At 64.7% G+C, this 15,231-nt stretch carries 10 protein-coding genes; 4 read left to right on the top strand and 6 right to left on the bottom strand.

Features of this window, described 5'->3' with window-relative positions:
• Nucleotides 1–427 precede the first annotated feature (427 nt).
• Together rpoB and CH306_RS14225 are read left to right on the top strand one after the other, a co-directional pair.
• Complete coding sequence (rpoB, locus tag CH306_RS14220) at nucleotides 428–3,934, top strand: DNA-directed RNA polymerase subunit beta (RefSeq protein WP_032393968.1); 3,507 nt, start codon at nucleotides 428–430, stop codon at nucleotides 3,932–3,934.
• Nucleotides 3,935–4,031: 97 nt separating this feature from the next.
• Nucleotides 4,032–7,988 carry a DNA-directed RNA polymerase subunit beta' gene (locus CH306_RS14225; RefSeq protein ID WP_094646922.1) on the top strand — a complete coding sequence of 1,319 codons (3,957 nt, stop codon included), beginning with the start codon at nucleotides 4,032–4,034 and terminating at the stop codon, nucleotides 7,986–7,988.
• A gap of 135 nt (nucleotides 7,989–8,123) precedes the next feature.
• Here the strand turns inward: CH306_RS14225 and CH306_RS14230 are convergent, their stop codons facing one another.
• Together CH306_RS14230 and CH306_RS14235 are read right to left on the bottom strand one after the other, a co-directional pair.
• Nucleotides 8,124–8,948, bottom strand: a complete 825-nt coding sequence (locus CH306_RS14230) for an alpha/beta fold hydrolase (RefSeq protein WP_045199036.1) — start codon at nucleotides 8,946–8,948, stop codon at nucleotides 8,124–8,126.
• Nucleotides 8,949–8,970: 22 nt separating this feature from the next.
• Complete coding sequence (locus CH306_RS14235; protein WP_082073923.1) at nucleotides 8,971–9,999, bottom strand: GlxA family transcriptional regulator; 1,029 nt, start codon at nucleotides 9,997–9,999, stop codon at nucleotides 8,971–8,973.
• 59 nt (nucleotides 10,000–10,058) lie between these two features.
• Between CH306_RS14235 and CH306_RS14240 the strand changes: the two genes are divergently transcribed.
• The gene (locus CH306_RS14240; protein WP_045199038.1) at nucleotides 10,059–10,448 is read left to right on the top strand and encodes a VOC family protein; all 390 of its coding nucleotides are present in this window, start codon (nucleotides 10,059–10,061) and stop codon (nucleotides 10,446–10,448) included.
• A gap of 12 nt (nucleotides 10,449–10,460) precedes the next feature.
• On the opposite strand, the gene CH306_RS14245 is transcribed toward CH306_RS14240, so the two are convergent.
• On the bottom strand, nucleotides 10,461–10,658 hold the full coding sequence (locus tag CH306_RS14245) for a hypothetical protein (RefSeq protein ID WP_094629506.1): 198 nt from the start codon (nucleotides 10,656–10,658) through the stop codon (nucleotides 10,461–10,463).
• Nucleotides 10,659–10,910: 252 nt separating this feature from the next.
• Entirely contained in the window at nucleotides 10,911–11,333 is a 423-nt protein-coding gene (locus CH306_RS14250; protein WP_045199043.1) for a VOC family protein, read from the bottom strand.
• A 121-nt stretch (nucleotides 11,334–11,454) separates the two neighbouring features.
• On the opposite strand from CH306_RS14250, the gene CH306_RS14255 reads away from it, so the two are divergent.
• Nucleotides 11,455–13,074 carry an alkaline phosphatase D family protein gene (locus tag CH306_RS14255; protein WP_094646923.1) on the top strand — a complete coding sequence of 540 codons (1,620 nt, stop codon included), beginning with the start codon at nucleotides 11,455–11,457 and terminating at the stop codon, nucleotides 13,072–13,074.
• Between the two features lie 6 nt (nucleotides 13,075–13,080).
• Here the strand turns inward: CH306_RS14255 and CH306_RS14260 are convergent, their stop codons facing one another.
• Nucleotides 13,081–13,422: a hypothetical protein gene (locus CH306_RS14260; RefSeq protein ID WP_094646924.1), complete on the bottom strand. Its 342-nt coding sequence runs from the start codon at nucleotides 13,420–13,422 to the stop codon at nucleotides 13,081–13,083.
• A gap of 47 nt (nucleotides 13,423–13,469) precedes the next feature.
• Nucleotides 13,470–15,110 (bottom strand): GMC oxidoreductase, encoded by a 1,641-nt coding sequence (locus tag CH306_RS14265; RefSeq protein WP_094646925.1) that lies wholly within the window; start codon nucleotides 15,108–15,110, stop codon nucleotides 13,470–13,472.
• Nucleotides 15,111–15,231 lie beyond the last annotated feature (121 nt).

Consider the following 15,231-nt stretch of genomic DNA (forward strand, 5'->3'; position numbering starts at 1 on the left):
TCTCGGCGGTGCAGTGGTCCATCGACGCGACCGGTTCGAGTGCGGTCTCACGGAAAACGGATCGGGCCGAACCTCTTGACGAAGGGGGCGGCACGGGTCAGTCTTGTCGTCAGGAGCACCCCCAGTGGTTTTCGAAGCGCAGTGGTTTCGGCATCGGGCGTCCGGCAGGCGACACGCTTTCGCCGAGTCAGCGCGTGAATGGACCCCGGGTGCTACTTTTGATGCCCCCGTTGCGCTGTGCGCACATTTGGGGTACCTTTGGACGTTGCGCTGGCTGCCTCCTGTCCACCTCTCGATCGCTGTTACCCGAAAGCACGTTTTCGGGCCGCTGTGATGGGGATTCGGTCTGGTTGCACCAGCCGAAATTCGCCCCACATATAGCAAACAGATACAGCGGCGGTCGCACTGCACGAGCGACCCGCGTGAGGTGCTGGAAGGACGCATCTTGGCAGTCTCTAGCCAGACCAAGGCAGTTGTCGGAACACCGGGAGCCCCGAGGAGGGTTTCGTTCGCGAACATTCGCGAGCCGTTGGAGGTACCCGGTCTCCTCGATGTACAGACGGATTCGTTCGAATGGCTGGTAGGTGCGCAGAGTTGGCGTGACCGTGCCGCCGCCCGGGGAGACAGCAGTGTCGCCGGTGGACTCGAGGACATCCTGACCGAGCTCTCTCCGATCGAGGATTTCTCGGGCTCGATGTCTCTGTCCTTCTCCGACCCACGATTCGACGAGGTCAAGGCCTCGACGGATGAGTGCAAGGACAAGGACATGACGTACGCGGCTCCGCTGTTCGTCACGGCCGAGTTCATCAACAACAACACCGGTGAGATCAAGAGCCAGACGGTCTTCATGGGTGATTTCCCGATGATGACCGACAAGGGCACCTTCATCATCAACGGCACCGAGCGTGTCGTGGTGTCGCAGCTGGTGCGTTCTCCGGGCGTCTACTTCGATCATTCGATCGACAAGACCACCGAGAAGGACCTGCACAGCGTCAAGGTGATCCCCGGCCGCGGCGCATGGCTCGAGTTCGACGTCGACAAGCGCGACACCGTCGGTGTCCGTATCGACCGCAAGCGTCGCCAGCCCGTCACGGTGCTGCTCAAGGCTCTCGGCTGGTCCACCGAGCAGATCACGGAGCGCTTCGGCTTCTCCGAGATCCTCATGGCCACCCTGGAGAAGGACAACACCGCCGGTACCGACGAGGCACTCCTCGACATCTACCGCAAGCTGCGTCCCGGCGAGCCGCCGACCAAGGAGTCGGCGCAGACCCTGCTGGAGAACCTGTTCTTCAAGGACAAGCGCTACGACCTCGCTCGCGTGGGTCGCTACAAGATCAACAAGAAGCTCGGCCTCAACTCGGGTCAGCCCATCGTGGCGTCGACCCTCACCGAGGAAGACATCGTCGCGACCATCGAGTACCTGGTGCGTCTGCACGCAGGTGAGACCTCGATGACCGCACCCGACGGCGTCGAGGTTCCGGTCGAGGTCGACGACATCGACCACTTCGGCAACCGTCGTCTGCGTACCGTCGGCGAGCTCATCCAGAACCAGATCCGCGTGGGCCTGTCCCGCATGGAGCGCGTCGTGCGCGAACGTATGACGACTCAGGACGTCGAGGCGATCACGCCGCAGACCCTGATCAACATCCGTCCCGTCGTCGCTGCGATCAAGGAGTTCTTCGGAACGTCCCAGCTCTCGCAGTTCATGGACCAGAACAACCCGCTGTCGGGCCTGACGCACAAGCGTCGTCTGTCGGCACTGGGGCCCGGTGGTCTCTCTCGTGAGCGCGCCGGCCTCGAGGTCCGCGACGTTCACCCGTCGCACTACGGCCGCATGTGCCCCATCGAGACCCCGGAAGGCCCGAACATCGGCCTGATCGGATCGCTCTCGGTGTACGCACGCGTCAACCCGTTCGGGTTCATCGAGACCCCGTACCGCAAGGTCGTCGACGGCAAGGTCACCGACGAGGTCGATTACCTGACCGCCGACGAGGAGGATCGCCACACGCTCGCGCAGGCGAACTCTCCGGTCGACGATTCGGGCCACTTCATCGAGGACAAGATTCTCGTCCGTCGTAAGGGTGGAGAGGTCGAGTTCGTCTCGTCCGACGACATCGACTACATGGACGTCTCACCGCGACAGATGGTTTCCGTCGCGACCGCGATGATTCCGTTCCTCGAGCACGACGATGCCAACCGTGCCCTGATGGGTGCCAACATGCAGCGTCAGGCCGTCCCGCTGGTTCGCAGCGAGTCGCCGATCGTCGGAACCGGCATGGAGCTGCGTGCAGCCGTCGATGCCGGTGACGTCGTCATCACCGAGAAGACCGGTGTCGTCGAAGAGGTCTCCGCCGACTACGTCACGGTCATGGCCGACGACGGATCGCGCAAGACCTACCGGATGCGCAAGTTCGCGCGCTCCAACCAGGGCACGTGCGCCAACCAGCGTCCGATCGTGGACGAGGGCCAGCGTGTCGAGTCCGGCCAGGTCCTCGCCGACGGCCCCTGCACCGAGAACGGTGAGATGGCACTCGGCAAGAATCTGCTGCTGGCGATCATGCCGTGGGAGGGCCACAACTACGAGGACGCGATCATCCTGTCGCAGCGCCTCGTGGAAGAGGACGTTCTCACCTCGATCCACATCGAGGAGCACGAGATCGATGCTCGCGACACCAAGCTCGGTGCCGAGGAGATCACTCGCGACATCCCGAACGTCTCCGACGAGGTCCTCGCAGACCTCGACGAGCGCGGCATCATCCGGATCGGTGCCGAGGTTCGTGACGGCGACGTGCTGGTCGGAAAGGTCACGCCGAAGGGCGAGACCGAGCTGACCCCCGAAGAGCGCCTGCTGCGCGCCATCTTCGGTGAGAAGGCTCGCGAAGTTCGCGACACCTCGCTCAAGGTTCCGCACGGCGAGAACGGAAAGGTCATCGGCATCCGCGTCTTCTCGCGCGACGACGACGACGATCTGCCTCCCGGCGTCAACGAGCTGGTCCGCGTCTACGTGGCTCAGAAGCGCAAGATCCAGGACGGCGACAAGCTCGCCGGCCGTCACGGCAACAAGGGCGTCATCGGCAAGATCCTCCCGCAGGAGGACATGCCGTTCCTGCCCGACGGCACCCCGATCGACATCATCCTCAACACCCACGGTGTTCCGCGTCGTATGAACATCGGTCAGGTCCTCGAGACCCACCTGGGTTGGATCGGCAAGACCGGTTGGAACGTTCAGATCGCCGCGGACGGCACGAAGCCCGATTGGGCCGAGCGTCTGCCCGAGGAGATGTTGGCGGCTCCGGCCGACAGCAACATCGCCACTCCGGTGTTCGACGGTGCCAAGGAGAATCAGCTCGCCGGCCTGCTGGAGAGCACGATCCCCAACCGCGACGGCGAGCAGATGGTCGGACCCGACGGAAAGGCCACGTTGTTCGACGGCCGCTCCGGCGAGCCGTTCCCGTACCCGGTGTCGGTGGGCTACATGTACATCATCAAGCTGCACCACTTGGTCGACGACAAGATCCACGCTCGTTCGACCGGGCCGTACTCGATGATCACGCAGCAGCCCCTCGGTGGTAAGGCACAGTTCGGTGGTCAGCGTTTCGGTGAGATGGAGTGCTGGGCCATGCAGGCCTACGGTGCCGCGTACACGCTGCAGGAGCTTCTCACCATCAAGTCGGACGACGTTGTCGGCCGCGTGAAGGTGTACGAGGCGATCGTCAAGGGCGAGAACATCCCGGAGCCCGGTATCCCCGAGTCCTTCAAGGTGCTCCTCAAGGAGCTCCAGTCGCTGTGCCTCAACGTGGAGGTGCTGTCCTCGGACGGCGCAGCCATCACGATGGCCGACGGTGACGACGAAGACCTCGAGCGTGCCGCAGCCAACCTGGGAATCAACCTCTCCCGCAACGAAGCAGCCACGGTCGACGACCTCGCTCAGTAGTTCTGTGATCCCCGTGCCTGCGTCACCGCAGGCACGGGGGTGATCACGCTTTTTCTGATTCGGTATCACAACACCCATAACGGGGAAAGGAAGTTACGTGCTCGACGTCAACTTCTTCGATGAACTTCGCATTGGCCTTGCCACTGCGGACGACATCCGTCAGTGGTCCTACGGCGAGGTCAAGAAGCCGGAGACCATCAACTACCGCACGCTCAAGCCCGAGAAGGACGGCCTCTTCTGCGAGAAGATCTTCGGCCCCACTCGGGACTGGGAGTGCTACTGCGGCAAGTACAAGCGCGTCCGCTTCAAGGGCATCATCTGTGAGCGCTGTGGCGTCGAGGTCACTCGCGCCAAGGTGCGTCGTGAGCGCATGGGCCACATCGAACTGGCGGCTCCCGTCACGCACATCTGGTACTTCAAGGGTGTGCCGTCGCGTCTGGGCTACCTGCTCGACCTGGCTCCGAAGGATCTCGAGAAGATCATCTACTTCGCTGCCTACGTCATCACGACGGTCGACGACGAGCTCCGTCACAACGAGCTCTCGACGCTCGAGGCCGAGATGGAGGTCGAGAAGAAGGCCGTCGCAGATCAGCGCGACGCCGATCTCGAGGCTCGTGCGCAGAAGCTCGAAGCCGACATCGCCGAGCTCGAAGCCGAGGGTGCCAAGTCCGACGTGCGCCGCAAGGTCAAGGACGGTGGCGAGCGTGAGATGCGTCAGCTCCGTGACCGCGCGCAGCGTGAGCTCGATCGTCTCGAAGAGATCTGGACCACGTTCACCAAGCTCGCTCCCAAGCAGCTCATCGTGGACGAGCTCATCTACCGCGAGCTCATCGACCGGTACGGCGAGTACTTCACCGGTGCCATGGGTGCCGAGTCGATCCAGAAGCTCATGCAGACCTTCGACATCGATGCCGAGGCGGAGTCTCTTCGCGAGACCATCCGCAGTGGCAAGGGTCAGAAGAAGCTGCGTGCGCTCAAGCGTCTGAAGGTCGTCGCTGCGTTCCAGGCCGGCCGCAACTCGCCGATGGGCATGGTTCTCGACGCTGTCCCGGTCATCCCGCCGGAGCTTCGTCCGATGGTGCAGCTCGACGGTGGACGTTTCGCGACGTCCGACCTCAACGACCTGTACCGCCGCGTCATCAACCGCAACAACCGCCTCAAGCGTCTGATCGATCTCGGTGCCCCCGAGATCATCGTCAACAACGAGAAGCGGATGCTGCAGGAGTCGGTCGACGCCCTGTTCGACAACGGCCGTCGTGGGCGTCCGGTCACCGGACCGGGTAACCGTCCGCTCAAGTCGCTGTCCGACTTGCTCAAGGGCAAGCAGGGTCGCTTCCGTCAGAACCTACTCGGCAAGCGCGTCGACTACTCGGGCCGTTCGGTCATCGTCGTCGGCCCGCAGCTCAAGCTGCACCAGTGTGGTCTGCCGAAGCTGATGGCTCTCGAGCTGTTCAAGCCGTTCGTGATGAAGCGCCTGGTGGATCTGAACCACGCGCAGAACATCAAGTCGGCCAAGCGCATGGTCGAGCGTCAGCGTCCGCAGGTGTGGGACGTTCTCGAAGAGGTCATCGCCGAGCACCCCGTGCTGCTGAACCGTGCACCCACCCTGCACCGGTTGGGCATTCAGGCGTTCGAGCCGCAGCTCGTCGAGGGCAAGGCCATCCAGCTGCACCCGCTCGTGTGTGAGGCGTTCAACGCCGACTTCGACGGTGACCAGATGGCTGTCCACCTCCCGCTGTCCGCCGAGGCTCAGGCCGAGGCACGCGTGTTGATGCTGTCCTCGAACAACATCCTCTCGCCGGCATCGGGCCGTCCGCTCGCCATGCCGCGTCTGGACATGGTGACGGGTCTATACCACCTGACGCGTCTCGACGCCGGTGCTGTCGGCGAGCGCGTCGACGCATCGACCGATCAGGCCGAGTTCGGGGCGTACTCCTCCCCGGCCGAGGCTCAGATGGCCGTCGACCGTGGAGCGCTCACGGTGCAGTCGCAGATTCGGGTTCGTCTCACCACACAGCGCCCGCCGCGTGACATCGAGAACGAGTTGTTCCCCGAGGGCTGGAACCGCGGCGACGCGTGGATTGCGGAGACCACTCTGGGACGCGTGCTGTTCAACGAGCTGCTTCCGGCGGACTACCCGTTCGTCAACGAGCAGATGCCGAAGAAGCGTCAGTCGACCATCATCAACGATCTCGCCGAGCGTTACCCGATGATCGTGGTCGCGCAGACCGTCGACAAGCTCAAGGACGCAGGCTTCTACTGGGCCACGCGTTCGGGTGTCACCATCTCGATCTCCGACGTCCTCGTGCCGCCGGAGAAGCCGCAGATCATGGAGACCTTCGAGGCTCAGGCCGATCAGATCGAGAAGAAGTACCAGCGTGGCGCACTCGACAAGGTCGAGCGCAACTCCGCACTGGTCAAGATCTGGCAGGACGCGACCGAGCAGGTCGGTAAGGCCATGGAGGCCCACTTCCCCGACGACAACCCGATCCCGATGATCGTGAAGTCCGGCGCAGCCGGAAACATGACTCAGGTTCGCTCGCTCGCCGGCATGAAGGGCTTGGTGACCAACCCGAAGGGTGAGTTCATCCCGCGTCCGATCAAGTCCTCCTTCAAGGAAGGCCTGACGGTTCTCGAGTACTTCATCAACACGCACGGTGCTCGTAAGGGTCTGGCCGACACGGCGCTTCGTACCGCCGACTCGGGCTACCTGACGCGTCGTCTGGTCGACGTCTCGCAGGATGTCATCGTTCGGGAAACCGACTGTGGCACCGAGCGCGGCATCGTCACGACGATCGCCGAGAAGACCGCCGACGGCAAGATGATCCGCGACGCTCACGTCGAGACCAGCACGTACGCCCGCACGTTGGCGAACGACGCTGTCGACGAGAACGGCACGGTCATCGTCGCTCGCGGACATGATCTCGGTGACCCGGCCATCGACGCGCTGCTCGCTGCGGGCATCACGTCGGTCAAGGTTCGCTCGGTGCTCACCTGCACCACGGGAACCGGCGTCTGCGCCACCTGCTACGGCCGCTCGATGGCCACCGGCAAGCTGGTCGACATCGGTGAGGCCGTCGGTATCGTTGCCGCGCAGTCCATCGGTGAGCCCGGAACCCAGCTGACCATGCGTACCTTCCACCAGGGTGGTGTCGCCGGAGATGACATCACCGGTGGTCTGCCTCGCGTGCAGGAGCTGTTCGAGGCACGTGTGCCGAAGGGCAAGGCTCCGATCGCGGACGTGTCGGGACGCATCCAGCTCGAGGACGGCGATCGTTTCTACAAGATCACCATCGTCCCGGACGACGGCGGCGAAGAGGTTGTCTACGACAAGCTCTCCAAGCGTCAGCGTCTGCGCGTCTTCAAGCACGACGACGGCACCGAGCGCCTGCTGGCGGACGGTGACCACGTCGAGGTCGGCCAGCAGCTCATGGAAGGTGCTGCCGATCCGCACGAGGTGCTGCGTGTGATGGGTCCCCGTCAGGTGCAGATCCACCTCGTCAACGAGGTCCAGGAGGTGTACCGGTCGCAGGGTGTGTCGATTCACGACAAGCACATCGAGACGATCGTGCGCCAGATGCTCCGTCGCGTGACGATCATCGACAGCGGCTCCACCGAGTTCCTGCCCGGTTCACTGACCGAGCGCAGCGAGTTCGAGTCGAGCAACCGTCGCGTCGTCTCCGAGGGTGGCGAGCCCGCAGCCGGACGTCCGGTCCTGATGGGTATCACCAAGGCATCGCTGGCCACCGACTCGTGGCTGTCGGCTGCGTCCTTCCAGGAGACCACTCGTGTGCTGACCGATGCGGCGATCAACTGCCGTAGCGACAAGCTCATAGGTCTCAAGGAGAACGTCATCATCGGTAAGCTCATCCCGGCTGGTACCGGCATCAACCGGTACCGGAACATCACGGTGCAGCCGACCGAGGAGGCGCGTGCCGCGGCATACGCGGTGCCGTCGTACGACGATCAGTACTACAGCCCGGATGGCTTCGGCCAGGGAACCGGCGCTGCAGTGCCGCTCGACGACTACGGTTTCTCCAACGAATACCGCTAGAGCGACTCCGTCGCATGTGAGCAGAACTTCGTAGCCCACTACGAATTTCCGCTCACGACGACAGAGCCTGCAGACAAAGCCCCGCATCGACTTCGGTCGATGCGGGGCTTTGTCGTCGGTTGTGACCGTGATGCGTCAGGACCGGAAGAACTCCAGCATGTCGGCGTTGATCGTCGCTGCTTCCGTCGTCGGCATGCCGTGCGGGAAGCCGGGGTAGGTCTTCAGCGTGCCGTTGGGCAGTAGCTTCGCCGAGAGCACACCCGCGTTCTCGTAGGGCACCACCTGGTCGTCCTCGCCGTGTAGCACCAGCGTCGGAATGTTCACCCCACGCAGGTCGTCGGTGAAGTCGGTCTGTGAGAAGGCGACCACGCCGTCGTAGTGGGCTTTCGCACCCCCGATCATTCCCTGACGCCACCAGTTGGCGATGACGCCTTCCGACGGGGTGGCCCCGGGCCGGTTGTAGCCGTAGAAGGGGCCCTCGGCGAAGGTGCGGAAGAAGTCGGCGCGGCGCGTGGCGACCTGAACCTGGACGTCGTCGAAGAACGACTTCTCGATACCGCCGGGGTGGTCGTCGGTCTTGACCATGATCGGCGGTACCGCACTGATCAGCACCGCCTTGGCTGCGCGTTCCTCTCCGTGGCGCGCCAGGTAGCGGACTACCTCGCCGCCGCCGGTGGAGTGGCCGACGTGGATCGCGTCGGTCAGATCGAGGGCTTCGACCACGGCGGCGAGGTCGTCGGCGTAGTGGTCCATGTCGTGCCCGTCACCGACCTGTTGGGACCGCCCGTGACCGCGTCGATCGTGGGCGACGACGCGATAGCCGTGCTCGAGGAAGAACATCATCTGGGCGTCCCAGTCGTCCGACGACAGTGGCCAGCCGTGGCTGAAGACGACAGGCTGACCCGACCCCCAGTCCTTGTAGAAGATCTCGACGTTGTCCGGTGTTGTGATGGTTGGCATGAAAGCAGTCTTGCCCGGACTGCTAGCTGCGCGGTACCACCGTGTGGGTCGAGAACCGCTCGTTTTGCGACATCGGCAGTTGGGGCGCGAACCGCTGCTGATAGCTGCGCGGGGAGGTCCCGATTCGGGCGACGAACGCTCGTCGCATCACTTCGCAGCTCGAATACCCGGCTCGACGGGAGGCCTCGCCGACGGTGTAACCGGTGTGCAGGGCCTCACGAGCCAACTCGAATCTTGTCGACGCGACGAATTCGGCCGGCGAGCTGCCGAGTTCGGACTGGAACAGGCGGGTGAGCTGACGGGTGCTGAGTGCCGCGAACCGAGCCAGCTCTGCCACGGTGTGGGGTAGCCGGGGGTTGTCCCGGATGTGGTCGGCCACTCGGCGGACTGTTCCGGTACGGGGGATCGGGCCCGACAGCGACGACGAGAACTGCGATTGTCCACCGCCTCGCTGCATGTACACCAGCAGTCCCTGCGCCGCAGCCCGCGCCACTTCGGGGCCGTGGTCGTCCTCGACGAGAGCCAGTGCGAGGTCGATGCCGGCCGCAACGCCCGCCGAGCTGTACAGGCGGCCGTCTCGGACGAAGATGGCGTCCGGATCGACCGTGAGGGCGGGGTAGAGGCGTTGCAGGTCGGACGTGAACTTCCAGTGCGTCGTCGCTCGCCGGCCGTCGAGTAGTCCGGCCGCGGCGAGTACGAACGCCCCTGTGCACACCGATGCCATCCGACGGGTCCGTGCAGCGAGATCGGCTGCGGCTCCGACGAGTTCGGCCGTGACCAGGCGAATCGGATCGAATTCACTACCGGCGATGATCACGGTGTCGAATCGTCCGGATTCCGCGACCGGACGAGTGGACACCGTCGTCCCGATCGAGGTGCTGACGTCTCCGCCGCCGGGTGAGAGGATCACCACCTCGTATTCGACGGCGGGCTGCTGATTCGATTCGACGAAGACCTCGGCGGGTCCGACGAAATCGAGCATCTTCACCCCGTCGAACACCAGGAAAGCGATCCGTCGTGAGCCGACGGATCGCGAGAGCGCATCGTCCATGTACAGAAGCTACCGCCGTGGGGCGCTTAGTTTTCGGCGTGGCTCGGGTCTGTATCGCTATGACCAACCAAGAACCCAGCACCATCGTGAACATCGGCGTGGCCATGTTCACCGTCGCAGATCAGGACGCAGCTCTCGACTTCTATTCGTGCGTGCTCGGCTTCGAGATTCGCGGCGATCTGCGGTTCGGCCCCGAAAACGAATACCGGTGGGTCGAGGTGGCTCCGCCCGGTTCGACGGCGCGGCTCGCCCTGAATCCGCCGATGGGAGGAACGCCCGGCGGCGGATCCATCGGTGTCGAGACAGCCGACGTCGCGGCCGAACACAAGCGTCTGAGTGCACTCGGCGGAGTCGATCTCGACGACTTCATGGAAGAAGTCGACGGTGTTCCGCCCATGTTCGCGCTGCGTGATCCCGACGGCAATTCGGTGTGGGTCGTGCAAGCCTGACGGTTCGACCGGCTATCTCCGGTCGATGAACGTGTACAGCTCGGCGATCGTGCCGTCCTTGATGACGGCGAAGTCCTGGCCGGTGACGACGGCTGGGGCGTCGGGTGGCGAGAGTGCCCAGGAGATGCGTGCGACGTCGCCGAGCACGGCGGGTTCGACTGTGACGGAGAAGGACAGGCCGGCAGCGTCGGTGAGGAGTGCGGTGATCACTCACCGAGCGGACGGTCTCGACCACCGACGGCCGCGCCACGGATGCCGTTCCGACCGAGGCGGGTCGGGCGGCGCTGGGCGCGTCGGCACCGGGTCACGTCGAGCTGGTGCATCGATTGTTCTTCGACGGGTTGGCAACCGAGGAGGTCGACGCTCTCGGATCGATTCTCACTCGTCTGCGCGACCACGTGCGAACCAACGGGACGCTGCCTCGGCCGCAGTGACACCTTCATCAGGTGGCTACGGGGCGAATCACTCGTGATGGCAGACGGCTTCGAGGTCGATGCCGTTGAGGTCGCGCACGAAGGATCCGTAGTACGTGGCGTGGTATTCCGGCTGCAGTCCCGGCGGCCGGAGCTCGACTGCTCCTGCCGAGACTGCTGCCGCGTGGAAGGCGTCGACGGTGGCGCGATCCGGGGCGCTGAACGCGAGATGGGTATGGGGTCCGATAGCCGATCCCGGTGCGTCGACGATCCAGAAGAAGGGCTTCACGTTCGCCCAGCCGAACGCGATCATGGCGAGCTGATTGGCCTCGGGGGTGTGCGGTACCCGCATGATTTCGCTGATCCCCAGCGGTGCGAGTGCAGCACCGTAGAACTCGGCGCTGGCGGCGAGATCGGTGACGCCGATGTTGAGGTGGTCGATTTGGGAGCCGGTGCGGTCGATGTTCGTCATGCGCTCAAGTGTGGCCGAGGTCGCGGACGACTTCGGTCCTGAATCGAATGACAACGTCGTGTTCACTTTCCCGTTCGACCGATGACGGGCACAGTTCGCTCGGGCGCGAGAGCCTCGAAGGATGGTGAGACGGGGTAACGAGATACGGTTCGGGCAGGACATCTCTCTGCGTGCCGGGGCCACGCGTCGACAGTTCCTGACATGGAGTGCGCTGGTGGGGGCGCTGGCGTTCACTCCCGAACTCGCGGGAACCACGGCGACGGCAGGTGCGCAGTCCGTGGTGACCCCGGACTACCCGTTCCGCCTCGGCGTGGCATCCGGCGACCCACTGCCCGATTCGGTGGTGCTGTGGACCAGACTCGCCACCGATCCCTTCGCGCCACGTGGTGGAATGACTCCCGGCGTGGTGCCGGTGCGGTGGCAGATCTCGGCGGACGAGCGATTCGCGAGCATCACCCGCGAAGGTATCGAGCTGGCCACCGAGTTCGACGGCTGGTCGATTCACGTCGACGTCCGAGGTCTCGAGCCAGCTCGCGAGTACTTCTATCGCTTCCTCGTCGGGCCGCATGCCAGCCCGGTGGGCCGCACCAAAACTGCACCGGCACTGGGTCAACCGTTGAGCAAGCTCGACTTCGCGTGGGCGTCGTGCCAGAAGTGGGAGGACGGCTACTTCGGCGCGTACCAGGACTTGGCCGCGTCGAATCTCGATGTGGTGTTCTTTCTGGGCGACTACATCTACGAGTACGCGATCAAGGACGAGGGTGCCAGGCAGGGCGAGCCGCGCACCGAATCCGCTGCCCGAGAAACCATGGGGCTCAGCGACTATCGCGACCGATATGCGCTGTACAAGGCGGACGAGAATCTTGCTGCGGCCCACGCGTCGGCACCGTTCGTCTTGACGTTCGACGATCACGAGGTGGACAACAACTGGGCCTCGCAGATCAGCCAGGACGACGACGATCCGCGAGAGTTCCTGTTGCGCAGAGCCGATGCGTTCAAGGCGTGGTGGGAGAACACTCCGGTTCGGGCGAATCTGAAGCCCGTCGGACCGGACATGACGGTCTATCGCCGGTTCTCGTTCGGAGATCTGGTGGACTTCTCGGTACTGGACACGCGGCAGTACCGCAGCGATCAGGCGCACGGCGACGGCGAGCATGCGCAGGACGCCGAGACGGCAGATCCGTCGCGCACGATCACCGGTGCAGCGCAGGAGAAGTGGATACTGGACGGTTTCGGATCACCGTCGAGGTGGAACTTCCTGGCGCACCAGACGGTCATCTCGGACCTGGCCCGTGGGCTCGGCAGCGATCGCAAGGTCGGGATGGACCCGTGGAGCGGATACGAGGCATCGCGGCACCGAATTCTGGACGGGGCCAGGGATCGCGGCACGAAGAACGTCGCGTCGATCGTCGGCGACATTCATCGCACGATCGTCTCCGAACTGCGCCGCGACTACCAGGATCAGGCGTCGCCGATCCAAGGTGTGGAGATCGCGACCACCTCGATCGCGTCGGGTAAGGACGGTGCCGATGTCGACTCGGCCGGTGCGGCCATCGCCGAAGGTTCTCCGCATGTCAAGTACGGAAATGCTCGGCGCGGCTATCTCCGTGGCACGCTGACGAACACCGAATGGCGTTCGGAGGTCAGGGTTCTCGATCGCGTCTCCACACCGGGGGCATCGGTACGAACCGCAGCGACGGTCACCGTCCCCGAAGGCCGCCCCGAGATTCAGCTGGGCTGACGCCGGTCATTGACGGATCGCGAACATCGGCATCGCCAGACCGAGCAGCATCACGGTGAACAGCAACCATGCGGCGCCCTGCCAGATCGGCCACGTGCCACCGGCACGGTAGGACCTGTATCCCAACGTCAGAGCTCCGATGCCGCCGAGGAAGCGCACTGCGGGCACCGACGCGGCCAACACGGGATTCGTGCGGTCGACGACCAGAAACAGCGCGGTCAGTGCCGCAGCCACCGCCACCACGACCGCACAGTATCCGGCCGCTCTGCGAAAGACGACGGGGTCGTTCCAGCGCTTTTCGACGTCGCGGTCGGCGATGGTGCGTTCGGTCGGATCGTTGGCGGGCATACCGGTGGGTTACCCGCTGAGCGCGGGTCTACCCACATGTCGGCCGGTCAGCGACCGTCGGCAATGATCTGTGCGACGTTGCGTTCGGCGAGTGCGGTGATGGTCAGCGACGGGTTCGCGGCTCCGGTGCTGCCCGGGATCAACGCACCGTCGACGACGTAGAGCCCGGGGTGACCCTTCACCCGGCCGTAGCCGTCGGTGACGTCGCCCAGTACCGCGCCGCCGAGGGGGTGGGCGGTGAAGGTGTCGTCGACGTCGCGGGTGAACGGTTCGGCCGCGACGATGGTTCCGCCGGCCTGGGCCATCCGATTCTGAACTGCGCGTAGGGCTTCGACGGTGTCCCGGCTGCCGCCCTTCGGCCAATTCAGCGTCAATCGGTCTGTGGCGGAATCGAATCCGAAGTTTCCGCGCAGTGGGTCGATGGTCATGCCGAGTGAGCCGATGAATCCGAGGTTCACGGGAACGCCTGGCACGTACCAGTTTTCGACGGTCAGTGGCAGTGAGGAGTCGTCGACGATGCGGGAGGCGCAGGGCGCACCTTGCGGTCCGGCGGACATCAGCCCCAGCGACCGTGTCATCGACGCGTCGCCGTTGGTGCCCCAGCCGGTGCCGACGAATTCGTTGAGGTTCGGCAGTGCGCCGGTGGTGCGGGCGCGCATCAGCAGTTCGGTGGTGCCGATGGATCCGGCTCCGAGGACGAGCGTGTCGCAGGTGACGGTGCGTGTCTCGACGATGTTGCCGAACGGGTCGAGGCGTTCGATCTCGACGCGGTAGCGGTCGCCGGATTCGGTGCCGATCGCTGCGACGCGGTGGCTGTGGCACACCGTCGCGCGGCCGGTGGCCTCGGCCTGGGGGATGTAGTTCTGCGTCAGGTCGTGCTTGGCGCCGTTGGAGTTGCCGAAGGTGCTCGCGCCGACGGTCGCGGACGGTCGCGAGCGTCCGGCGAGCTCGTCGCGGACGACGTTCCAGTTCCAGTTGCCGTCCACTGCCTGTGGGGTGAACCCGGCCCGCCGGGCGTGGTCGTCCCAGGTGCGCGAGTGCGAGAAGTTCGGGCTGTTGTAGACGTCCTCGGGCATCGGCGACGGCCGGAGCATCGAGCGCGCCTTCGGGTACCAGGTGGCCGCCATCTCGTCGTACTTCAGGCGTCCGCCGAAGGAGGCGTCGAAGAACTTCTTGTCGGGGGCGATGGTGACGCCGGTGTAGACGATCGAGCCACCGCCGACGGCAGCGCCGCGCCAGACCGAGAGGTTTTCGTACCGGGTGGTGTCGAGTACGCCGCCGAACAGGTCGACCGGTCCGACGGGCATTCCGGTGATGTTGGTGAACGAGGTCTGCTGCCACAGTCCGCGTCCGTCGGCGGTCATGTCGGCGGTGAAGATCTCGCGCCACGGGTCACGTGGCCAGCGCAGTCCACGTTCGAGGACGGTGACCTGGGTGCCGGCCTGTGCCATACGAAGGGCGGCAGCGCTGGCACCGAATCCGGAGCCGATGACGAGGACGGGAGAGTGGTCCGGTGGGCGCGGGGGATCGGCGAACAGCTCGGGGACCAGTGATCGGATTCGTTCGGCGCCGATGGGGAGTGCGCCTGCTGTGGAAGAACCCGGTGCCCCGGCGGAGCCCAGGACCGGAGCGGCGGCAGCGCCGAGCATTCCGGCAGCGGCCAAACGCAGCAGTTGCCTTCGATTCACGGAAAACTTCCCCCTAGTACGTGCGGACAGCGCTCTCGATTGTGTCGTGTTTGCTGTAAGAAAGCGAACACTTCGGTCGGATATAGGGACGGCTCCCAGCTCGGCCTCAGGTTTGCCTGTC

It is taken from the genome of Rhodococcus sp. 15-725-2-2b, from assembly GCF_002259075.1.
GTDB lineage: Bacteria > Actinomycetota > Actinomycetes > Mycobacteriales > Mycobacteriaceae > Rhodococcoides.